The following is a 23,709-nucleotide window of genomic DNA, read 5'->3' on the forward strand; positions in this document are numbered from 1 at the left end:
TTTTGCGCTGCTTTATCGTATCTTTCGTATTACTTGAGTATTGTCTCCTCAAATCTCCATAATAAAACAAACGTTGTAAAACGCTAGCGAGGTTCTAGTCGCAACTCGCTACAATCGAATAGGGGCGGGTATAAGTGGTCGATAGTCGCAGCACTGCTGAAAGAGCTGATATGTTTAAAGAGCATGATTCCAGCTTTCCAGAACATAACTTTGATAAGAAAAATGCAAGTTCTCATAATTCTGGCCTGCTTTCATGGCATTCTGATGTACTTCTTGACACTACTTCAGCAAGTGAACAGCATGATGAAACTTGGCAAGAGCGTGAGTCTCGAAATGCTTTGAAACGTGTTGCCGGACTTGGTGAGTTGCAAGATGTTACAGAAGTTGAGTATAGAAAACTCCGTCTTGAGCGCGTTGTGCTCGTAGGTGTATGGTCTAGTGCAAAGGGAACTCTTGCTCAGGCAGAAGAGTCATTGCGTGAGCTTGCAGCTTTGGCACAAACTGCCGGTGCAGTAGTGTGCGATGGTATGCTTCAACAACGTTATAGGCCAGATGCTGCAACATATGTTGGTTCAGGTAAAGCGCGAGAACTTGCAGCTGTAGTAGCGCAACATGATGCTGATACGATTATCGTCGATGATGATTTGCCGCCAAGTCAGCGTCGTGCTTTAGAAGATGCAACTAAAGTTAAAGTTGTTGACAGAACTGCTGTGATTTTAGATATTTTCGCTCAACATGCTACGAGTCGCGAAGGTAAGGCTCAAGTTGAACTCGCACAGTTGCAGTATATGCTTCCTCGATTGAGAGGATGGGGCGCAGCTCTTTCGAGACAGGCCGGTGGTCGTGCTGCGGGAGATGCTGGTATTGGATCTCGAGGTCCTGGTGAAACTAAAATTGAAATGGATCGACGTGCAATTCGTAATCGTATTGCTAAATTACGTCATGATATTGCACATATGGCACCAGCGCGAGTTGTAAAGCGTGGCTCTCGACGTCGTCAAGATATACCGACAGTCGCAGTAGTAGGTTATACGAATGCGGGGAAATCCTCTATTATTAATCGGCTAACTGGTTCGCAAGAATTAGTAGAAAATGCTTTGTTTGCAACGCTCGATACCGCTGTGCGTCGCGCTCAAACTCAAGATGGTAGAACTTATACGTTAGTAGATACAGTAGGATTTGTACGCAGGCTTCCAACCCAGCTAGTAGAAGCTTTTAAATCTACGTTGGAAGAAGTTAGTCAAGCAGACGTCATCTTGCACGTAGTTGACGGTTCGCACCCAGATCCTATTGCGCAAATTGATGCTGTAAACGAAGTTCTCGCAAATATTGATGGGGTAGAAGATACTCCGCAGATTATGGTGTTAAATAAAGCAGATATGATGAGTGATGCTGCACGAGAGCGTTTTGCTTCGCTGTATCCAGACGCTGTTATTGTTTCTGCAGCAAGCGGCGAGCATCTTCACATATTGCGTAACCGTTTAGAGGCATTACTGCCATCGCCGCGTGTTCGTGTAGAAATTATCTTACCGTATACTGCGGGAGCGTTACTGTCACAAGTCCGTGAAAATGGTGTTGTAGAAAAAGCTGAATATGCTGACAATGGCGTAGAACTTGTGGCTTGGGTAGGTCCGTCATTGGCTGCAAAACTAATGCAAGTGGCTTTGGAATAATAAATTCCGGTGGTGCGATTAGAGTAAAGGTGTTCATACCAATAGGCTCTTAATGTGAGAGCAGTCCCAGATAATCACAATGGGCGTATGATTGTGCGCTCTACGGGACGTAACAGGTTGCCGAAAAGAGGTTTTTGCTCATGGTGAGTTCGCAGGTTAAGCCAACGAAGCTTGCAATTATCGGTGCTGGTGCAGTCGGTTCTACGCTTGCTTTTGCTGCTGCGCAGCGTGGTGTTGCGCGTGAGATTGTGCTTGAAGATATTGCTAAGGAACGTGTTGAAGCTGAAGTTTTGGATATGCAGCACGGTTCTAGTTTCTATCCTGCAGTTTCTATTGCAGGTTCTGACGATGTGGAGATCTGCCGCGACGCTGATATGGTTGTAATTACTGCTGGCGCTCGCCAGAAGCCAGGTCAAACTCGTTTGGAACTTGCTGGTGCCACTATCAATATTATGAAGTCCATCATTCCAAATGTGGTGAAAGTTGCCCCTAACGCCATTTACATGCTGATTACCAACCCTGTAGATGTGGTAACGCATGTTTCTATGAAACTTTCTGGTCTTCCAGCAAATCAAATCTTTGGTTCTGGCACCAACCTTGATTCTGCTCGTCTTCGTTTCCTGATTGCACAACATACTGGCGTTAATGTTAAGAATGTTCACGCTTATATTGCTGGCGAACATGGTGATTCTGAAGTTCCGCTGTGGGCTTCTGCAACCATCGGTGGTGTTCCAATGTGCGATTGGAATGCTCTTCCAGGTCATGAGCCACTTGATGCAGCTAAGCGTGAAGAGATTCATCAGGAAGTTGTGAATGCTGCTTACAAGATTATTAATGGTAAGGGTGCTACTAATTACGCTATTGCAATGTCTGGTGTAGATATTGTAGAAGCCGTTCTTCGTGACACTAACCGCATTTTGCCAGTATCTTCTTTGCTTGATGACTTCCACGGCATTTCTGATGTGTGCATGTCTGTACCAACCTTGCTTAACCGCAATGGTGTGAACTCTCGTCTTAACACTCCAGTTTCTGACCGCGAATTAGCTGCCTTGAAGCGTTCTGCAGAGACTTTGCGTGAAACTGCTGCTAAGTTTGGTTTCTAGTTTATAACATACTAGTTTCTTTTCTAAAAGTTTAAGCCACTTCTTTACTTAGTTGTGAGGGAGTGGCTTTTGCTATGACTCAACAACATGCCACATAATATTTTCTACGAGTTCGATATATCATTATTATTATGGCAGATTTTTCTCATATTCTTGCGACTCGTTCTGATTTTAACGATAGTGATCGCGAATGGCTTCATCATCTCGTAGCTGATTGGCAAGTAATAGCTGATTTAAGTTTTGCAGATTTATTGTTAATTATTCAAAACGGTGAGGGAGATTATGTTGTTGCTGAGCAGTGCAGACCTTCCACGGCTATTACATTGCGTACTGATGATTTGCTAGGGAAGAAATTGGATGATTCGCTTGTGCCAGAGCTTAACGATGCAATTAAGTCTGAAACAAGTTTCCATTCATCGACTTTGCGATCAGTTGGTCGAGCAACAGTGTGTTATGTTTATGCTCCAGTTAGACATCGCGGTAAGACGCTTGGATTGGTTATGCGTGAAACCAATTTAGCAACACGTGAATCGAATGGTCGATATGAGATGGAAAGCATTAATGCGGGAAAAACATTATTTGATATGATTCCTCGTGAACAATTCCCGTATCGTGAATCTGTGTTGAATCAACGACATAATGCGCGTGTTTCTGATGGTTTTATTGTGTTAGAAGCTGATGGAATAGTGCGTTATGCTTCACCTAATGCGATTAGTTGTTTCCGTCGTTTGGGTGGTTTAGATACTATGCAAGGCGAGTATTTGAGTGAATTTGGTACGCGTCTATTGCATACTAATGATACTGTTTCTGAAAGCCTTCCTCTTGTACTTACAGGTAAAGCAGATGTTGATTGTGAGTTAGAAGCAAATCATTCTATAGTTTCTATGCGTTCTTTGCCGTTGTGGGGACCAAATAATCGCGTTGGTGCGGTTGTATTATGTCGTGATGTTACAGAAGTGTTGCGTCGTGAGCAAGAATTACGAACTAAGAATGCTACTATTTCTGAAATCCATCATCGAGTAAAAAACAATTTGCAAGCTGTTTCTGCATTGTTGCGCCTGCAAGCGCGTAAAACAAAATCAGCTGAAGTAAGGAAAGAACTTGAGGAAGCTCAACGTCGTGTGCAGACTATTGCATTAGTTCATGAAGGTTTAAGCCAGACTGCTGATGAAATTGTTGATTTCGATAAAGTTATTTCCAGTCTGTTGAAAATGTCTATCGAATTGGCTTCTCAGAATCAAAATATTGATATTGATTTTGTTGGTAAATTTGGTCGTCTGGCTGCACAAGATGCGACTCCGTTATCATTAGTGTTGACTGAATTAGTAACGAATGCTGTTGAGCATGGCTTTGAAGGTCGTGAAAGCGGTCATATTCGTATTGCTGTTGGTCGTGGCGGCGACAACCTTAATATTGTCGTGGAAGATGATGGAGATGGGATTGATAGTGAATCGTCTCATGGCATGGCGAAACCGTCAGGTTCTGGTCTTGGAACACAAATTATCAACACATTTGTTACTAATGATTTTGGCGGAACTGTGCGGTGGTCACCTCGTCGTGAAGGTGGCACTCGTGTAGTATTGGACATCAAATTGCGTGTCTCTGGCATTGAATGATACGCCATGCAGAAAAGCTAATACTATAAAGTAACAATAAGTAACAATAAGTATCACTATAGGGAAAGTATCACTTATAGAGAATCTCATCACGCATAAATACAAATTGCCGCAGTTTAAGCAAGCATCAAAAATGAGCTGCTTACTTGTGGTGAGTTCTCTTATGGTGAGCTTATATTATTTTACATTGTTGCATCTTGACTTTTGCGCGCGCGAATGACTCGACGCTTTAACGTGCGTCGTTCATCTTCGCTCAAGCCGCCCCATACGCCATAGTCTTGATTCGTTTCTAATGCGCATCGTAAGCATTCGGTTGCAACTTTGCATGAACGACACACTGCTTTTGCTTCTTCAAGTTGCTGCATTGCAATGCCCGCACTACCAAGAGGAAAGAAAAGCTCAGGATCTTTATCTCGGCATGCAGCTGTATTACGCCAATTAAACGAATTGCTCATGAATTACTATCCTCATTTCTTATACCTTACGGAGGTGCACTTAAGAAGTCTACCTGAATGTAAGGAAAGCATGAATATGTGATTTTTTCAAGGTATTTTGCATCTTTATTAAGATTTTTTATTTTCTGCAATCGTTAGGCCATACTACTTGTACTAAATTTGCTGCCCCTGGAGCAATAATGACACAGCGTCCTGGGAGTTGGTAGTCTTGTGCATCAAGAGTTTTTGATAATGCTGTGGGTATGCCAAGCATAGTATCCATTCCAACATCACCAGTGGGGAATATGATGCGAACTGGTGCTTGTTCTGGCAATCGTAAATTGCGTGCAGTATTCGTGCTAAAAACAATAGGAAAGTAACTATTCTGCAATTGTTCTTGAAAAGCAATCGCCTGCTGATCAGCATTAAGCGGATTAAGCAATTCATCTGCATCATCAATGAGCAATGGTGAAACATTATGTTGAACACATGCTACATTTTGAGCTGTTAATGTTGTGCCAGAATATACTGGCACTTGTAGAGCTTGTGAAATTATGCGCAGTATTGTGCTTTTACCTTGTTGACGTCCTCCAATAATAGCTACGTTTCCTAAATGCAGTGGTAAGAATGCTGGAGATAAATGAATGCTGTCATCCTGCAAACCAATAACAACAGCTTGTGCTAATGGATTCGTTATACGTGTTTGTTGATGAGTTGCTACTTTTATTTTATTATCGTCAGTTTTATGATCATATTGCTTAAGTTGTTCTATAGAGAGTAGAGATGGTAATGGAGCGCTAAATAATGTTGGTGAATATTCATGATGACAGAACCTTCCTGCCAATTGTATAGCGCGCACCAATCGTCGAGGGTTTTGACTTTGAGCACATCGTAGTGAAGTTACTCCCTCTCCAATATTGTAGTAGGCACTTCCTGGGGTATGGGGGCTTATGTGAGAAGCTTGCGATGTGCCTAGTAATTCTTGAGATTGCATTCCGTCTCTCACGCGTAAGCAAATATTAATAGCAATATTAGCTTTCATATCTGCGCTCACTTGACCTAACGGATTTTGCGTTCCAGCAATAATATGCATGCCTAGAGATCTACCTACGGAAGCAATGCGTATAAGACGTGGCATGTAGTCAGGAAGTTGATCTTTTAAAGCATGAAATTCGTCTATAACAATAAGCAATGAAGGTTCTGCTGGAATAACTTGTGAAATATTGTGACAGCCTTGTTGCGCAACTAAGCGTTCGCGCCTATCTAATTCTAATTCTAGTCCTCGCAGGGCTCTAGTTGCGTGACGTAAGTTTAGATCGCCAACGTTTCCTACAGTGTGTGGCAGAGTTGACAGGGCATCGAAAGTTGCGCCACCTTTAAAATCCATGAAAACAAAATGTAATTGTTCTGGAGCATACTGGAATGCTAATGCTAAACACCAAGTTGTAAGCAATACGGATTTGCCTGATCCTGTAGTTCCTGCTACTAACGCATGTGGACCATTGTTAATTAAATCCATGTAGCAGTAACCATTGTTACTTACGCCCAGTGGTGCAATAAGGTGCTTTTGTTTAGTACTAGGCAAAGATGCGTGTGAAGTTATATATTGATTTGCTGATTCTAGTGTGTTCTGTGCGCAATTTGTTGTTATATTTTTTAACCAAGTGTATAGTACCGTTTTCCAAGGTGGTTGTGCTGTACAAGCTGCGTTTCTATTCATCAATAATGTTTCTAAACTTACTGGTGTAAGATTATCTGGTAGATTTTCTTCAGATGCTTGTTCATAAGAAAAATTAGCTGCAGAAGAGTAGGGTTCTTGTGTAATTTGCTGGTTTTGTTCTGCGTTTTGTGTGTTCTGCTGTTGTGTTAAGTATTGCAAAATTTGTGGTACTAAACTTGTTACATACATCATAATGCTTGGAACAATCATTGCCAGCATCATCCAATTGTTTTGCATCCAAGCCATTATTGCTAATGCAATATGAGCTAGTATAGGTACAATACTTGCTGCAAGTTGTACGTACATGAGTACTTTGGTGGTAGTTATCGTTGTATGAGATTCTTTGCGCATAATTGTATAATGACAATATTTGCTTACTCATAACAAGAGTTGCATGAACTTGTGGTTAAAAGATAAAGCGGCGGAGTATGCAGCTTAGCTATATTTTATAGACAAGTGCGTGTCAGAACGCAGTATTTTGTAATTCAGCAAGTGTTCCAACAGCACCTGGTTTATGTGTTCCTGCTGCAAGCTGATTGAACAAATCTAGATTTTTAGCATCGTCAAGCAACACAGATGAACCGACTCCTGGCACTTGATAATCAGGGTTTGTCCAATATATTGTGCCAGATACGCCTTGTGAACCTGTTGCTTCTCTAAAAGCTTGAGCCATTTCCCACAGAGTACCAGGATTAGATTTTTCGTCAAGTAAAACTGAGCTTAAGCCTGCTTTGGCAAGTTTTTTTATTTTCCCCAAATTTGTAATCGTATCGCGTGCTAAAGCTTTTTTCATAATTGCTGCAATAACCATGCGTTGACGTGCAGCACGACCAAAATCGGACTGTGGATCTGCATAACGCATGCGTGAAAATGCTAGTGCTGTGGCACCATCAACATGATGACAGCCAGAGGTCCAATGTAATCCGCTAAATCTATCACTTACTGTGCGGTTGTAGCATAAATCGATTCCATCGAGTGCGTTAACAACATTGGTAAGACCATTAAAACGTATTTCTGCAACGTGATCGATTCTGTGACCAGTAATGGATTCAACTACTGAAGTTAGTGCTTTATTTCCGGCAAACTGAGCTACGCTGTTAATTTTCATATGTTCACCATTGAAGGAAATAAGTGAATCGCGAGGAATGGAAATGAGAGAACTGTGACCGTTGCTTGGCTTCGTGAGTACAAGAATAGTATCAGTTCTAAAACCGGTAATTTCTTTAGCTTCTTCACCTTCACGCTGATCAGAACCGAGAATAAGCCAAGCAGTTCCTTGGGTGCTTGGTGTATTCGTAAGCCATGATGTGCGATTCATGCGGGAATCTACCCAATGCCACGAGTATACGCCTAATCCCATGCATGTTATTACGAGTATTGTGAGCAGTGCTAAGAAAACATGGAGGAACCTGTGCGACTTTTTGACTGGCATTTGTGCAGCAGCTTCTGCGACATTGTTCAATGCCATGGAAGCGTGGATATGTGGTGCTGGGTGTATTCGTCGTACCTGTTTTGGTTGCTGCTGATGTGGTGCGTAAGTAACAGGCTGTTGTGTATAAAACTGATTTGATGTTCTTACTTGTTTTCGTTGCGTTTGAGGTGCAAAGGAAGGTGCCTGTGTTGTACTGGGATGATGTTCAGTAGTTTTCGCTTGTTTTGTGTGTGTTGGTATGAAGCTTGGGGGAACGTTGGTAAGAGACGAATCGTTAGTGTGCGAAGGATTGAAGATTGGCGGATTTGTGCTATCTTCAGAAAAGTCCTTGTGCGATTGCGAATTCATGCATCCTCCCAATGCGCTTCATAGTTATTACAACGAAATAATGAGTACTGTAAATCTACAGCACTCATGTTACTTATATTACCTCATTTATTTCGAGGTACAGCGCACAATACATTATTAACATACCGATCTGCAATACCAACATATTGTCCAGTTTGTGGATCGTGAATAGTTCCATTAGTAGGATTTACAATTCCACCAGTGTTTGGATCGATAAGTTGTCCTTGAGCATTTTTAGCTAACCCTGTTTTAGGATTAATTGAACCTACATGCGTAGTCTGCGTATTTATTTTGTTTAATTTATCGTTTTCACTTACGCTGGTATTGTCGTCATCAATATCATCAGTCTGATTAGTATTTTTGGAATTATTGTTAGTACTTTTTTTGTTTTTATTTGTAGCTTGCAAAAAGAGTGGCTTATTCTCGCGCATTCTTTTCCAAATATTGTCTGCTTCATCGGACCATACAACGCGATTTGGATCATACGCATCTGGAACAACAGGAATTGTTTGCGCATAAATATGAGAAGTATTTAATTTGCGCATACTGAGCGCAAGACCAACTAGAGTGCTCGGATCAGCTAATCCTTCGCTGATACTCAAAGCACCTAATGCTGATTTAGCAAGCTGATAAAGTTCTCCAGTTTGGGTAAATAAATTCTTAGATAGTGCTTGATGCAAAAGCTGTTTAATAAGATATTGCTGCCTAGTAGTGCGCATAATATCGGAACCGTCACTTGCGGTATCGTGTCGCATACGTGCGTATTGTGTAGCAAGACGACCATCTAAATGCTGCATGCCTTGTTTAAAATTCACGCCTGTATACGTATCTCGTGTAGCAGTTGGAATACATAAAGATACGCCGCCAATAGCATCAATCATATTGCTTAATCCACTAAAATCAGTGACAATAAAATGATGAATATTTAAGCCAGTAAGTGCATTAACCGCTTTCAAGGAACATGACGCTGCTGAAGCTAAATCTCCGCCTTGTGCGTATCCGCTAGCGAAAATTGAGTTAAACATAACGTGTTGGCGTGCTGGAATGCGACCTTTTGTAGTGTCGCAAGCAGGAGCATTGACCATGGAATCGCGTGGAATAGAAACGATATTCATATATGATCTGTCAGCACTAATTTGCACTACCATGGTGGTGTCAGATTGATGATCGCCTGTTTCGCTATCGTGAGTAAAGCTTCGATTATTGCCATCGCGTGAATCTTGACCTAAAACGAGAAAAGTTACAGGTTTTCCTGCATTAACGTCTAGGGTTTGGCGTGCCTGTTTATCTCGGGAAATTACGCTGATAACACGACTGCTTACAGTTGAAGAAAAATCTAACCACGTAGCAGCCATAATTGTCAAAAAGAAGGTGAGTACTGAAATGATAACTATACACAGTATCTTGCGCGTGCGGTTAATCATACGATAACCGAAGCTATGACGCGGAGTAGCGGAATTCCAATTACCCGATTGGTACCGTACATCTTCAGGATACCGCGAAGTTGCCATCGTGCCTTCTTTCGCAATAGGAGAAAGACTCTGTATGCTGCTGTAATGCTAATTTTATGCGCAAGAAATAAAGCTATATTCCAGTAAGCACATATAACGAGCTATTGTAGTGTAAGGCATTGAGATTTAACGCTTTGCGTGCCTTATGTTGGTAATCATTGTTGAGAACAAAAGATTGTAGATTTTTAATTCATCAAGTTGATAAATTTTGATAAATTTTTCATTTATGAAGTCGCGACAACAATAACGAATTGTAATATTCGTACTAGTTTAGTGTTTGCTTATTAAACATGTGTGAAATTTAAATACATTTTTGAATAAGTTTTTTAAAAAATAGTGGTTTGTGTTGCGGCGGATACCTACCCCTTGCGTACACTGGTAAGTATGGATTCAACTACTGCTTATACTGGTGCATTTGAAAACGAAGTTTTACAGGTGCTTTCTACAGCAAAATCAGCTCGTCCACATGAAATAGATTCTTCTATTATGGCGATGATGTGCGTGGAAAGAGATACTCGTTTCTATACTGAGACATTGAAGGCAGTATTGAATCAGTCGGTTCTTCCTGGAACATTAGTTGTAGTCGACTGTGCAAACAGAGTCCATCAAATCATGCAAACAACGATGCAAGTGCGTCTTAATTCGAACTTGTTTTCGGGAATGCTTGATTCGAGATTATCATCTCTGCCTTCTTTGGACGCTATTCATCATAATGATTTAAATGTTTCAAATGATTACCGTGATAGTAGCGCTCCATATGAGTCACATGCCCAGTTTGATGATAATTTTGAACACAAGCCATTGCGCATAGTTATTGTTCCAGTATCATCAGCGCGTTCGTTTGGTGATGCTATTGAAAAGGCTTTGAAACAGCTTTTACCATGTGCAGGAGTCTCGTCATTATGGCTTCTGCATGATGATTCTAGACCGGCTGACTCGCATTGTTTGGAAGCTTTGCGTGAAACTTGGCGTAATACGCCAACCGCATCGGTACTAGGTGCTAAACAAGTTGATTGGCAAGATACTGTTCTACATAATGTTGGTATGTATGCATGGAAGCATACTGTGCATACACTCACGGTTGACGGCGAGGTTGATCAAGAGCAATATGATGGTCGAGGTGATGTTTTTGCGGTATCTCTTGCTGGCGCATTAGTTACACTATCGGCTTGGCAAACCTTACGTGGAACTCAATCTTGGATGACTACATTTGGTGAATCAAGAGATTTTTGTCGCCGCGTATGCTTATCAGGCGGTCGTGTAGTAGTGGTTCCGTCTGCTCGTATCGCTCATCGACGCGCACGTTTAGAAGGGCTACGTACGCGCAATGGAGAAGCTAGAAGTAACGAAAAAGCTGGTTTTCAACATGGTGTAGCTCCTGCTCTTATTGCAAAACAGCGTTACCGGTATACTGATATACGTATGTTTTTGTGGCCTATTGTTTGGGTTTGCAGTTTGCCAGCGGCTTTAGTGAGCGCTTTGCATTCTTTGTTTGTGAAGCATCCTTATGCTGCTGTAGTGCGGTTGCTACTTCCTTGGCTTGCTATTATGCAATTGCCTCATGCTATGTTTGCGCGTCGTAGAGTAGCGCGTAACACTCGTGTTTCTCTCAAACGACTGACTTCGTTGGTAGCGGATCGCAAACAGATTGCTCGTTGGCGTGATCGCAGTATAGCATTACAATCTCAGCAACATTATGTATTACTAAGTCCTCTAGCAAGAACCCATTTACATGTTCGCGTATTACGACGTTGGAGTGCGGTTGTTCTTGCAGCATTATTGTTATTTGCTGTCATATTGCACTTATATGGTGCGCCGTGGCGTGAAGTTTTAGGCGGTGCATCGCTGTACGCGCAGCAGTGGTTACCAACCGGCGCAGATTTTCATCAATTATGGAATGCTGCTATCGGTGCATGGACTCCTGACAATGGTTTTGGCCCTGCGCTACCTCCTACACCTTGGCTGAGTGTTTGGTTGTTGGCATCAGCTATAACGGGTGCTAAACCAGTATTAGCTGTTACACTTATGTTCTTTTTTGCAGCGCCTGCCATGTGTATGAGCTTTTGGGCGCTCGCAGGTGTATTTACTCGTTCCGATACGGTTCGTGTTTGTGCTGGCATTTGTTGGACTATGATTGCCATAGCCTTTGGTTTGTTTGCTCGTGGTGATTTACCAATGCTTATGACTATGGTATTTCTGCCTGCTGCATTTGCCTTTGCGTTCCATGCAGTTGGAATGTATGTAACAGAAGATCCTGTACGTCCTGTTCCTTCTGTTCAGAGCGCCGCTTGCGCTGCACTATGTTTTATGGTTCCAGTGGCAGCAGAACCGCAACTTTTACTTCCGCTTATCATTATTTTTGTTGCATCTCTTATTATGGTACGTTCGCATCGTCTTATGTTCGTACTTATGCCAATTCCATCAATTGTGGTGTTACTTCCAACTATAGGTAGTGCTATTCGTTATGGAAATTCCGGTATGTGGCGTCAAATATTTTCTAGTATGGCATTGCCTTTGCGTAGTGTTCAAGGTGCACCACGTGTACAAAATTATATTGATGCATTATTGCAAGCGTTTAATATGGCTTCACCTCATGTTGCAAGCGCTATGCCTTTGATGAGTTTGCGAACAATAATCATGGTAGTGTTTGCTGTTCTCGCAGGAGTTATGGCAGTTTCGGCATTAGCTTTGCCTTTTGCTTTGCGTGTTTCACGTATGATGTGGGTTGTAATTATTAGTGGCATGTTGTTGACGCTCATTGCTGTGCGCATTGTAGTAGCAGCTGATATTACTGGCCCTGTAGCAGCGAGTACTTTACCAGGAGTAGCATTGTCAACCTTAGGTGTTTTGTCATGCATGTGTATGGTTGCTGGACAAGCTGTTCGTCGTTTTGAACCTCTTCGTGTTGTGCAAAAATCAGAGTCTGAAACTGTTGAAAATTATCAAACTCGTATCGATAAACGTGCTGCTATGCGGCGTTCCGCAGCTAAATTAATGCAACATGTAATTCGAGTGACACGTGCTGTGCTTGCCAGCGGTATGTTGACTATGGCAGTATTGCTGGGTCTTTTTGCTGTGCTCAGTGGACCAGCCACGTCTATTATGGCAAGTAATGATGGTCTACCGATGGTTGTGTCAGATTATTTACATAAAGCGGATACTCATCGTGTACTTGCTTTACAGGCGCAGAGTGCTCATAAATTAGCAATTGCCGTTATGCGAACATCTCGAGGAGATGCTATCGATGAATCTCCTGCACTTCGTGTAAAGCAAATAATGTTTGGTGAACCTGTAACTGATAAAGTAGTATCTCGTGCAGCAGCTCAACTGTTATCTCATGCAGATAATGGTGCTATAGCTGCACTGAAGCAACTTGGAATTGGTGGCATTTATATTGTTAATGGTTCTACTAAATTGCCAACGAATTCCGTAAATACCATGTCAATACAACAACTGCTTCGTCCTGTAGCGCAACCTGCAAGTATGGTTAATAAAGAAGCTACAGATCGATTAATAGCACATGTAAATGCGTCAGAAGGTACACAGTTAGTGGTTTCTTTACCTCAAGGTACATATTGTCGATTTGATGGCATGCCAGACGCAAAGTCATTAGCATCAACGTCGTCATATTATCGTTCACGTCCATTGTCATGGAGAATCCCATGGGTGTTTTCTTTGGCAATGGTGCTGTTGATATACTGTTTAGTTGCTGTTCCGCGCTTTGGGCGATATGCAGTACTTGAACGTTCTGATAATCAGCGTCAGGAGGAATTTGATGAACTGGCGTAAACATCCTCATGAAGGTTCAAAACATGGTGAATTGCCTTCAGAAGTAGATATTAAGCAGCAACACAAAATTGTGGGAGTCGCAACACTCGCTACTTTAAGTGCTGTATTGTTACTTACTGTTGCTTGCATTGTAACAGTATGCGGCGCTATGCCACACTTTGCTGATAATGCGCACAATCCGTCCAGTAGTGTTGCTCGTAATGTTGGCGCGACTCGTCTGCAATCAGTGTGTCCTATTCGCTTATCGTTACCAGATCTATCGCAGTATGGTGATAGTCAATATAACGAATCAGAAGGGGACTTGCAATCTTTTGCTCGTTATGGAGCTTTTGGTGATGTGTATCGTGCTAGTGTGCACAATGTACAAGATGCTGATGATCAGTCATTGATATTGAATACGCAAGCGTCTGATACAGATTCTTCAGCGCTTATCGCTGATCACGATGTTAATCATGATGCTCAAGTTTTAGAAGGACGTTTATCTAGAGTGGCATCTGGGACTGGTATAGCTGCATCAATGATTTCATGGGCTACGAAAGGAGACGTGCGAGGCTTGGCTGCTACTACTTGTTCCATACCAGTAATGAAACAAACTTTTTTGGTTCCAGAAGCCAGCGAAGGCACTTCTCTCCGTTTGGAAGCATTTAATTCCGCTGCTAAACCAACGGTAGTTCGCGTTCGTGCATGGTCTGCTCAGCACGGTAGTACACCATTAACTTTTTCTACAGGCAGTGCTTTTACGGTACCTGCTCACTCACATGCTTATTTTGATCTTGCTGCTGCAGCGCCAAGATCTGGAGGATTATACGTACAAGTTGAAAGTGAACAAACGCCAGTAGCTGCTTTTGTGAAGGTAATACATATGCGTGGATTGACAGTAAGAGGGGTCGATATTATCCGTGCGTTAAACTCACAATCACATACTAATATTCTTTCTGGTATCAGTGAGGGTGACCAAACAAAAGTGTATGTATGGCCCCATAAAGATGGCAATGTAACACTTTCCTGGATGAATGAATCTGGCGTTCAAACGATTAAAGAATTGTCATTGAAGTCTCGTCATTTACAAGTTATTGATCTTGGGAAAGTGCCTGAACATGTTCATGCTCTGAGTGTAACAGGTAGTACTCCAGTAGCTGCTATGGCATCAATTACGCGTGAAGGTAAAGATGGTCAGGCCGATGTTGCTTTTATTAGTGCATCGCGCTCGCAGGGCAGTAGTGCTATTGTTTCGCCAGTAACTGCTGATGAAACAACGTTGTATCTGGCTTCAGCCAACGATCATGATTCATCTGTGCTATTACAAGGTTTTGATGCATCAGGTGTTTTAGTTGACGCAAAACGTATTACAGTTCCATCTCATGCAGTAGTTTCTATTCCTGCTGTAGACGTATCACGCGGTGCTGTAATGTTTACAGTACAATCGCATAATAACATTACTTTTTCTGCACGCATTAGTAAAAGTGAAGTAGAAAAGTCTGATGTTGCTGGTGTTGCATGGCTTGATTCACAGTCTTTAGAGCCACAACAGATGCAAGTATATGTCAGCAGTAATCATCATATTGTGCATTAAATATTGTAATAAAGAACTTGTTACAAAAATAATCGTATATTATTAGTAAGAGTTTATATGACTAATCGTAAAAAAATTATTATAGATACAGATTGTGGTTCTGATGATGCTATGGCGATTGCTATGGCGTTGCGTGATAGTAATTACGAGATACTTATGTTTTCTACTGTCGCAGGCAATGTAAGCATGAATCAGGCTACTATAAATACGTTGACGACGATTGAATATGCAGATACTTATGCGCCAGCAGTATATTGTGGTAGTCGCAAAATGTTAGTGCGAGATCTTGCGTTTGCTCATGAAACACATGGTCGCGATGGTTTGGGGGATATTGGGCTAGTGCCGCAGAAACTTAAGATTTCAAGCGGTAGTGGTGTGCTCAAGATGCTTGACTTACTTCGTAATAGTGATGATGGTGAAATCGACATTATTACGTTAGGGCCATTAACGAATATTGCGCTTGCTTTGCGTCTTGATGAGGATGCAATGCGTAAAGTTGGTAATCTTATCATTATGGGATCTGCTGGTCTTGGCAGGGGTAATGTTACACCAGTTGCAGAGTTTAATATTTGGCAAGATCCTGAGGCTGCGAAAATAGTGATTGAGTCGGGGTTGCCTCATATTACGTTGGTTGGTTGGGATGCTTGTTTGGGTGATTGTATGTTAAGTCCGCAAGAAATCTCTATGATTCGTAAGAGTGGTTCTTTAGGACAATTTGTTATTGATTGCAATAGAGAACTTATGCAAATGAATATCGGCCGCTTCGGTGACGCATATCTTGACATGGCTGATCCTTCGGCTGTTGCAGTTGCATTATATCCGGCATGTATTGCAGCGTGTGAACCATACTATTGCGAAGTCGATATTACACAAGGACCGAGTTATGGTGCTGTTATTGTTGATGTTGATCATTGTACTGGCAAAAAAGCAAACGTGCGAATATGCAGTAAACTTAATCCGATGCTTTATAAGCAGTACATGTATGCTATGTTAGGCGTGAAAAGTTTGGGAGAATAATGCTTACATTCCCCAATCGGGGTCGATTTCTTCAGGTCTACGTCCGTATAATTCTGCAAGTCTTTGCACAAGCTCGTCGCGGATAGCGTATTGAAGTTCAGTGCGACTACTTACGTGAGTGCATAATGGTAAACGATACAAAACAATACGAGGTGGGATGCCGCGACTTGCTGGAAAGACTTGCGACATAATCCGACGATTGCGCTCCCACAATACTGGTTGTGATGGTGGCACATCTTCTACTGCAAATTGTATATCTTTTGTTAGTGCTCTCCATGCACCATGAAGACGACGAATTTGAGCTGCTACCATAGCATCAAACATTCCGCTTGCTGTTCTATATTGTGGAAGTCGTGTTCCAAATATTGGTGCTCGTAATCCTCTACCGTGACGGTTTCGGTAATGTCGTTGTTCCCAAATTACATCTGTCATATTTCCACTGTAGGTGAAGGCTAGGGCAATCAAATAAACAAGTTTGTGTTTTACGGCGTGTGAAATATAAGCACACTATGTGATACTAGATACGTAGCGTACAAGTCAAGGAGGAGCGGCAATGCTCAAACCAATAATTCATGATTGGAATGAGTGTGCTCTTGACTTACGTATTGCACAATCATCACTTATTGGTTTTGACTTAGATAATACGTTAGCATGTTCTAGGAAACCCATGCTTTTGCCTATGGCTGAATCTTTAAGCAATCTTATGAATGAGTTGCCTGTGGCAATCATTACTGGTGGTTGTTTATCGCTAGTACAAAGTCAAATTTTGGATATGTTACTGCCAGGTACTCAGCTTAATCATCTTCATATTATGCCAACAAACGGCACAAGTTACTATCGTATTGATTCTCATAAGATGTTGCACTGTGTTTATGAGCATCGTATCAATGCAGAACAAACGCGATGTGTAATTGCTGCTATACAACAGTGTGCCAAACACATGGGTGTTTGGAAAGAGTCTGGCGATCCAATGCTGTGGGGTAATCAGATTGAGCATCGCGGTAGTCAAATTACTTTTTCGGCTTTGGGTCAGCTTGCCCCGATTGAATATAAAAAAGCTTGGGATCCTACTGGTGTGCTAAAAGCAAAACTTGCGCAAAGTATTGCCTTAGCGTTGCCAGAGTTTGCTGTGCGAGCAGGTGGCGATACCAGTGTGGACGTATATAGACGTGGCGATGACAAAGCACAAGCGTTGCGTATGCTAGCCCAATATGGTGATTTTGCTATTGAACGTATTACTTTTATTGGTGATCGCATGACGCCTGGTGGTAATGATTATCCAACAGCTTTTACTGGTGCATTAGCTGTACATGTGACTAGTCCGACAGATACGTTAAAGCTTTGTAATAATGTGCTTACGCATTTTCATAAATAAAGTTTTATATTGCACTTGCGTCTTTAATCATAAATATAAATTTTGCATAGCTTTTAACCACAAGAGTGTTTTTTATTTGTGACTGTGTTGTTTTGCTTTTATGCTGTCAGTATGGTTGGGAGACGCAAAGCAGTAACATGCTCTCATAGTAAACAGCAAATAAGCGTGGCGTGTAATGGGGGAGTTACACGCCACGCTGGTGTTCGTAAATTGAAATTTGGGAATGTGTTAGATTGTATAGATAGTTGGCATGCTGCATCTTACGACAGTGTAGTTCGTGCATGGTGGAGTATGTTATTTCCTCGTGGTTGTGCAGGGTGTGATGCTGTTGATGCTGTATTATGCACAAGATGTGTTCGTGCTTTACAGTGTTGGCAGTGTGCTTCGTTTACTGCCGCAGTATGTGGTAATAGGTATGCATGTGGTTTATATGAGCATGCTGTAAGGCGAGCAATATTGCAGTGGAAAGATCATGGCGATATAGCATGTGATAATGCATTTGCTGCACTACTTGCTGATTTGGTTATAAAAGTTATACGTAAAATTATGCAGCAACGTGACACTATAAATAATAGGAATGAGGGAATCGATAATTCTTTCGATACCACATTTTCTCATGATTGCAACAAGTTTATATTAGTTGTTCCGGTACCATCTTCAAAGTCTTCAATACGTTATCGAGGTCGAAATCATATGCAGCCAATAGCGCGCATGGTCGCACAAAATCTGAGTAACAATGGTATTGCCGCTTGTGCAGCCAATATACTGTGTATGAATGCTCGTGTTACAGCAAAGTCAGTGCAAACTGCAGGTTCTCGTGGTAGATCACGTAGAGCGTCACATGCATTTACAGTAAATTATCGAGTTCTACAAAAATTGCGCGCAAAACAAAATGTCTCGCACAGTGTTATTCTCATCGATGATATTGTTACTACAGGGTCTACTATGAGTAGCTGTGCAGTAGCGTTGCAGCATGCTAAGTTAAATGTTTTGGCTGCTTTTTCGTTAGCATGTGTGCGTTCTTGCGAAGACGATACAAAAAATTATGTTTATTAAATTATGCTCATATCTTGTTGTAATTCAAAGGGAGTGTAATTTCAAAGTTTGGTCCACGTTTGTCGTCTACTACTTTTACGGTTCCATCATGAAGTTGTGCAGCCCAGCGTGCGATTGATAATCCTAAGCCTGTACCACCAGATTCTGTGCCCATATGCTGATTGCCTTTAACGAATCTGCGAAAAATATCTGCTCTTGCTTCTTGAGGAATTTGTTCACCAAAATTTATCACATTACTAACTACTGTATTTTGACTGTGATTAATATGAGCACTAATAAGCACGTGAGTTCCATCTTTTGAATGTTTCAGCGCATTAGTGATAACGTTAGTAAAGAGTTGTGAGAGTCTTCCCCGATCTCCAGTTAGCATAATATTGTTGTCAATATGAATGGTAATCTGATGATTATGACCCGCATCAGCTAGTTCGAGTGGTTCAATGATTTCATCAAGAAATTCTGCAAAATTAAATGAGGTGATATTAAGACTTGCTGCTCCTGCTTCTACGCGTGAGAGGTCAAGAAGGAAAGTAATAAGATCAGCAAGTTTATGCGTTTGGTTTAAAATAACCTCCATGTTGGCTGGTGTTGGCTCTGTTGCTCCATCCGCAAGATTTTCGAGCATTGCTTGTAAAGCGGATACTGGTGTGCGTAACTCATGACTAACATTGGCTATGAGTTCGCGTCGCATCTGATCGGCATGTTCAAGCTCTTCTGCCATTTCATTAAAAGCAAGTGTGAGTTTGCCAACCTCATCACGACGATTTTCTATAGCTACTCGTACAGAATAATCACCTTCAGCCATTGTTTCCGCTGCATTTTTCATTTGCCTCAGAGGTGCAGTAAGTCCGCGCGAGAAAAGGTATGTAATACCTAAAGCTACGACAAGTGTTAAAGGCATAGCAATCCAACCATTCAAGCCAGTCTTCAACAAAAACCAGGCCATGACGAATGCGATGGCAGTTGCAAAAACGATAATCGCTGAAAGCTCAATTTTTAGTGATGAAAAAAATCCAACAGGACGATGAGGATAACGATGTTCTGAATGTGTTTTTGTATTTTGTTTTTTAAATTGATGCTCTGAGTATGAGTTAGAAGTTTTATGTAACATGACAGTTGCTATATATACAAGATTTGTGAAACTTTGAAAAATGTTTTATGAGGTAATGTTGTATTGCGTAACAGTATAAGAAATTTTGCAAGCACTATACAACTTGTGAATGCAAAACTTCATCATAATCACTCATTGGTGGTTCAAACGCATATCCAATACCATGTGCTGTGCGAATCCATTCAGAGCCGATTTTATGGCGTAATGACTTAATATGGGAATCGACAGTGCGTGTGCCCGAAGCGTCTGGCCAATCCCACACTTCAGCGAGTAGTGCTTCGCGCTTGAAAACTGTGTGTGGATGACGTGCAAGCATTGCAAGCAAATCAAACTCAGTCGGAGTAAAATGTATCTCCTCATTGTGCAACGTCACTAAGCGTTGGCGAGGTTTAATAACGAGCGCACCAAAATCAAGTGCTTTCTCATTTTCCGTAGTCTTGGCAATCTGTGTTGCTCGTTCTACTCTACGCAAAAGTGCTGCACAACGGGCTATTAATTCGCGAGGAGAAAATGGCTTAGTCATATAGTCATCTGCTCCTGCACTTAAGCCTACAATTTTATCTGCTTCTGCGTCGCGAGCTGTTAGCATAAGAACAGGTACAGGTCGTTTAGCAATAATTCGACGCGTAGCTTCGATTCCATCCATAATGGGAAGCATGATATCCATAATAACAAGATCAGGTTGTAGTTGTTCAGCAGCTTTGACAGCAGATACTCCATCAGCAGCGACGCGCGCAGACCAGCCTTGTGCAGTAATACGCTGTGCGATAGCCGTAGCAAGATCTGGTTCATCTTCAACCACAAGAATGGTTCGACGAACAACGCTAGCTGATGGAGTTTTTAGCATAATTTTCTTTGAATAGACCTTTCAGTGCTGTACTGGTTTCAAGAACACTGCTCCCAATGCTGGCACAGTAATCTTTGCCGAGTATGGACGAGAATGATATTCTTCAGCAGTGGCAGTGAATGTGCCATTATGAATATCAGATCCGCAATACTTTGCATCATCTGTAGTGAGTATTTCTTCCCACTTGCCACCCTTTGGCAATGCAACTTGATAATCTTGCCAAGCCTGACCAGAGAAGTTCACTACTACAACGATTTCCTCACCGTCATCACCAATACGTATGTAGCTTAAGGTGTTGTGATCAGAGTCATCACTAGTAAGCCACTGGAATCCATCAGGAGTAAAGTCTTGACTCCAGAAAGCTCTAGAACTCTTGTATAGAGCATTCAAATCCGCAACAAGCTTTTGCACGCCCTGATGGAACGGCCATTGCAGCTCATTCCAGTTAAGCGAAGTATTGAAGTTCCATTCACTGGACTGTCCGATTTCGCCACCCATGAACAGTAAGTTCTTGCCTGGATGAGACCACTGGTATGCAAGTAATGCACGTAATCCTGCGAACTGTTGCCATTCGTCGCCTGGCATCTTGCCGAGCAGTGAGCCTTTACCATACACAACCTCATCATGGCTTAATGGCAACACATAATGCTCAGAATATGCATAAACCATAGAGAATGTAATCTCATTATGATGCCAACGACGGTTAATTGGTTCTTCCTTAAGGTATTGCAAAGTGTCGTGCATCCAGCCCATGTTCCACTTCAAGCCAAAGCCTAAGCCGCCCATATCAGTTGGTGCAGTCACACCTTGATAAGCGGTGGATTCCTCAGCAATCATCATGATGCCAGGATTGTTCTTGTATGCTGTTGCGTTTGCTTCTTTAATGAAGTCAATTGCTTCAAGATTTTCGCGTCCACCGTAGATGTTTGGTCTCCACTGTCCTGCTTCACGGCTGTAATCCAAGTACAGCATGGAAGATACTGCGTCAACGCGCAATGCATCAACATGATATTCGTCAAGCCAGAAGCAAGCATTAGCAACCAAGAAGTTGCGAACTTCGTGACGACCAAAGTTAAAGATATAAGTACCCCAATCTGGATGTTCACCTCGCATAGGATCAGGATCCTCATATAATGCTGTGCCATCAAAGCGTCCAAGAGCGAAGTCGTCCTTAGGGAAGTGAGCTGGCACCCAGTCCATGATGACACCGATACCTGCTTTGTGGAGCTTATCTACCAAGTACTTAAAATCATCAGGGGAGCCTAGACGAGAATCTACTGCATAGTAGCCTGTAACCTGATAGCCCCATGATCCAGAGAACGGGTATTGCGTAAGTGGCATAAACTCAACGTGAGTAAAGCCTTCCTTCTGCACATAATCAACCAACTTATCTGCAAGTTCGCGATAATTTCCTAAATCACGATTCCAGCTATTAGCTTGCACTTCGTAAATACTAATTGGACCATTATGAGCGTCAGTCTTGGCACGCTTCTCCATCCAGTCAGTATCGTGCCACTTGAACTCAGAATCAACAACAACGGATCCGGTATTTGGCGGAACTTCATGCGAGCGTTCCATTGGATCAGCCTTCATAATCCAATTACCAGACTGAGTAAGAATTTCATATTTGTATACTTCGCCAGCCGTAACGCCCGGAATGAAAAGTTCCCAAATGCCGGAAGAACCAAGTGAGCGCATCGCATGACGACGACCATTCCAATAATTGAAGTTACCAACCACACGAACTGCACGAGCGTTAGGAGCCCACACAGAGAAAGCTGTGCCGGTTACCTTCTTCACCATTTTACCTGTTGTAGGTGAAACAAGTCCCCACGTGTCTGTGATTGTCTTAACATGTGCACCGAGTGCTTCCCAAAGTCGCTCATGACGTCCTTCGCCAAAGAGATACATGTCAAGCTCGCCAACTTGCGGCAAATAGCGGTATGGATCATCATCAGTGGATTCGGAGCCATCAATTTCTACTGTATATACGCGATAACTTGGCACTGACCAAGTCTTAGCTTTAGCATGTTTTACTGCAGGAATAACTGCTGTGAAAATGCCATTATATTCATGAGTTGCTTCATATTCACCATTCTTAGTGAGAATCACAACTTTTTTGGCCATTGGGCGTAAAACGCGGACGGTTACAGTGTTAGCACTTTTACCAGTGCCAAGATGCCCACCGAGAACCTCGTGTGGATTGTAATACTCTGCATTGCTCACCGCAGCCAACACATCCTGGCGGACTGGGACTGCGAGTGCATCTTCATTGATGTTAGTAACTGTACTCATGCTGTCTATCATACATGCTTTGTGCATATAAGTCGCGTGTGTTTCGCAGTATTGTGAAAAAATTATGAAAGTTTTTCCAAGTCGTGCCCTTATGGGAAACTGAAATGAGTTTTTCTGTGTGTTCGGAGGGTTCTGTGGAATATCAAGTCGGCGATATGGTCGTCTATCCTCGTCATGGTGCGGCTCGTGTTGAAGAAATCAGTGAGCGAACCGTCAAAGGCGTCACTCGTCAATATTTACGCTTAGTAGTGTTATCTTCTGATGGTTTGGAAATTAATGTTCCAGTTGATAATGTGAAAAAAGTAGGTGTACGAGACATCGTTGGAGCTCAGGAAGTTGCAAAAGTTTTTGAGATTTTGCGTACACCTATTATTGAAAAAGAAATGAATTGGTCGCGTCGTTACAAGTTGAATGTAGAGAAAATTGCTACAGGCGATGTTAACAATATTGCGGAAGTAGTTCGTGATTTGTCGCAGCGCGATGTGGATGAGCATGGTCTTTCAGCAGGGGAGAAGCGCATGCTTGCTCGTGCTCGCAGTATTTTAATTTCTGAGATCGCGCTATCAGAAAAAATTAACGAATCTGAAGCTGAGCGACTTCTTGATGTGAATCTTGGCTATCAAAAACCACGGTCAGGTGATGAAAAGCACCATACTGTTGTTCCTGAAGAACCAGCAAATCGCACTTTAGCGTTGTTGGCAGAGCGTAATAAGAAATCAAGAAAGAAATAAACGGGATTATTCTAAAACAACAGTTTAGGATATTTGATATTTGTTTTTGCTGTTCTCTGTGTCGTTAATAAAAAATCTCTT

At 42.1% G+C, this 23,709-nt stretch carries 17 protein-coding genes; 9 read left to right on the top strand and 8 right to left on the bottom strand.

Annotation, left to right across the window (positions count from 1 at the left end; all coding sequences use genetic code 11):
* Nucleotides 1-170 precede the first annotated feature (170 nt).
* The 3 genes from hflX (at nucleotide 171) to HMPREF3208_RS02485 (ending at nucleotide 4,392) form a co-directional block, all read left to right on the top strand.
* On the top strand, nucleotides 171-1,673 hold the full coding sequence (hflX, locus tag HMPREF3208_RS02475) for a GTPase HflX (RefSeq protein WP_196488952.1): 1,503 nt from the start codon (nucleotides 171-173) through the stop codon (nucleotides 1,671-1,673).
* A gap of 140 nt (nucleotides 1,674-1,813) precedes the next feature.
* Nucleotides 1,814-2,776: an L-lactate dehydrogenase gene (locus HMPREF3208_RS02480; protein WP_016636555.1), complete on the top strand. Its 963-nt coding sequence runs from the start codon at nucleotides 1,814-1,816 to the stop codon at nucleotides 2,774-2,776.
* 131 nt (nucleotides 2,777-2,907) lie between these two features.
* On the top strand, nucleotides 2,908-4,392 hold the full coding sequence (locus tag HMPREF3208_RS02485) for a sensor histidine kinase (protein WP_016636554.1): 1,485 nt from the start codon (nucleotides 2,908-2,910) through the stop codon (nucleotides 4,390-4,392).
* A 182-nt stretch (nucleotides 4,393-4,574) separates the two neighbouring features.
* Here the strand turns inward: HMPREF3208_RS02485 and HMPREF3208_RS02490 are convergent, their stop codons facing one another.
* From HMPREF3208_RS02490 to HMPREF3208_RS02505, 4 genes are all read right to left on the bottom strand, one after another.
* Nucleotides 4,575-4,847, bottom strand: coding sequence for a WhiB family transcriptional regulator (locus HMPREF3208_RS02490; protein WP_016636553.1), 273 nt, complete (start codon nucleotides 4,845-4,847; stop codon nucleotides 4,575-4,577).
* 118 nt (nucleotides 4,848-4,965) lie between these two features.
* Nucleotides 4,966-6,897, bottom strand: a complete 1,932-nt coding sequence (locus HMPREF3208_RS02495) for an FtsK/SpoIIIE domain-containing protein (RefSeq protein ID WP_064347064.1) — start codon at nucleotides 6,895-6,897, stop codon at nucleotides 4,966-4,968.
* A gap of 112 nt (nucleotides 6,898-7,009) precedes the next feature.
* Entirely contained in the window at nucleotides 7,010-8,326 is a 1,317-nt protein-coding gene (locus tag HMPREF3208_RS02500) for an LCP family protein (RefSeq protein ID WP_064347066.1), read from the bottom strand.
* 83 nt (nucleotides 8,327-8,409) lie between these two features.
* On the bottom strand, nucleotides 8,410-9,837 hold the full coding sequence (locus HMPREF3208_RS02505; RefSeq protein ID WP_032814590.1) for an LCP family protein: 1,428 nt from the start codon (nucleotides 9,835-9,837) through the stop codon (nucleotides 8,410-8,412).
* Nucleotides 9,838-10,221: 384 nt separating this feature from the next.
* Here HMPREF3208_RS02505 and HMPREF3208_RS02510 point away from each other — a divergent pair, with 384 nt between their 5' ends.
* The 3 genes from HMPREF3208_RS02510 to HMPREF3208_RS02520 are packed head-to-tail and all read left to right on the top strand — an operon-like array spanning nucleotide 10,222 to nucleotide 16,216.
* Nucleotides 10,222-13,626, top strand: a complete 3,405-nt coding sequence (locus HMPREF3208_RS02510) for a glycosyltransferase family 2 protein (RefSeq protein WP_016636549.1) — start codon at nucleotides 10,222-10,224, stop codon at nucleotides 13,624-13,626.
* A complete protein-coding gene (locus tag HMPREF3208_RS02515; protein ID WP_064347067.1) occupies nucleotides 13,613-15,199 on the top strand; it encodes a DUF5719 family protein in 1,587 nt (528 codons plus the stop codon). Before HMPREF3208_RS02510 ends, HMPREF3208_RS02515 begins: the two co-directional genes overlap by 14 nt.
* 57 nt (nucleotides 15,200-15,256) lie before the next feature.
* Nucleotides 15,257-16,216 (top strand): nucleoside hydrolase, encoded by a 960-nt coding sequence (locus HMPREF3208_RS02520; RefSeq protein WP_064347069.1) that lies wholly within the window; start codon nucleotides 15,257-15,259, stop codon nucleotides 16,214-16,216.
* Between the two features lie 3 nt (nucleotides 16,217-16,219).
* Here the strand turns inward: HMPREF3208_RS02520 and HMPREF3208_RS02525 are convergent, their stop codons facing one another.
* Nucleotides 16,220-16,648, bottom strand: a complete 429-nt coding sequence (locus tag HMPREF3208_RS02525; RefSeq protein WP_081091160.1) for a metallopeptidase family protein — start codon at nucleotides 16,646-16,648, stop codon at nucleotides 16,220-16,222.
* Between the two features lie 121 nt (nucleotides 16,649-16,769).
* On the opposite strand from HMPREF3208_RS02525, the gene HMPREF3208_RS02530 reads away from it, so the two are divergent.
* Nucleotides 16,770-17,591 carry an HAD hydrolase family protein gene (locus HMPREF3208_RS02530; protein ID WP_016636545.1) on the top strand — a complete coding sequence of 274 codons (822 nt, stop codon included), beginning with the start codon at nucleotides 16,770-16,772 and terminating at the stop codon, nucleotides 17,589-17,591.
* Nucleotides 17,592-17,702: 111 nt separating this feature from the next.
* Nucleotides 17,703-18,647 carry a ComF family protein gene (locus HMPREF3208_RS02535; RefSeq protein WP_016636544.1) on the top strand — a complete coding sequence of 315 codons (945 nt, stop codon included), beginning with the start codon at nucleotides 17,703-17,705 and terminating at the stop codon, nucleotides 18,645-18,647.
* A 7-nt stretch (nucleotides 18,648-18,654) separates the two neighbouring features.
* Here the strand turns inward: HMPREF3208_RS02535 and HMPREF3208_RS02540 are convergent, their stop codons facing one another.
* The 3 genes from HMPREF3208_RS02540 to glgB form a co-directional block, all read right to left on the bottom strand.
* On the bottom strand, nucleotides 18,655-19,755 hold the full coding sequence (locus HMPREF3208_RS02540) for a sensor histidine kinase (protein WP_064347071.1): 1,101 nt from the start codon (nucleotides 19,753-19,755) through the stop codon (nucleotides 18,655-18,657).
* A 94-nt stretch (nucleotides 19,756-19,849) separates the two neighbouring features.
* The gene (locus HMPREF3208_RS02545) at nucleotides 19,850-20,602 is read right to left on the bottom strand and encodes a response regulator transcription factor (protein ID WP_016636542.1); all 753 of its coding nucleotides are present in this window, start codon (nucleotides 20,600-20,602) and stop codon (nucleotides 19,850-19,852) included.
* Between the two features lie 21 nt (nucleotides 20,603-20,623).
* Nucleotides 20,624-22,897, bottom strand: coding sequence for a 1,4-alpha-glucan branching protein GlgB (gene glgB, locus HMPREF3208_RS02550; protein WP_032814587.1), 2,274 nt, complete (start codon nucleotides 22,895-22,897; stop codon nucleotides 20,624-20,626).
* 134 nt (nucleotides 22,898-23,031) lie between these two features.
* Between glgB and HMPREF3208_RS02555 the strand changes: the two genes are divergently transcribed.
* Nucleotides 23,032-23,628: a CarD family transcriptional regulator gene (locus tag HMPREF3208_RS02555; RefSeq protein ID WP_196488954.1), complete on the top strand. Its 597-nt coding sequence runs from the start codon at nucleotides 23,032-23,034 to the stop codon at nucleotides 23,626-23,628.
* Nucleotides 23,629-23,709: the final 81 nt, after the last annotated feature.

The sequence above is a fragment of the Gardnerella vaginalis genome (genome assembly GCF_001546485.1).
GTDB classification, from domain to species: domain Bacteria; phylum Actinomycetota; class Actinomycetes; order Actinomycetales; family Bifidobacteriaceae; genus Bifidobacterium; species Bifidobacterium vaginale_D.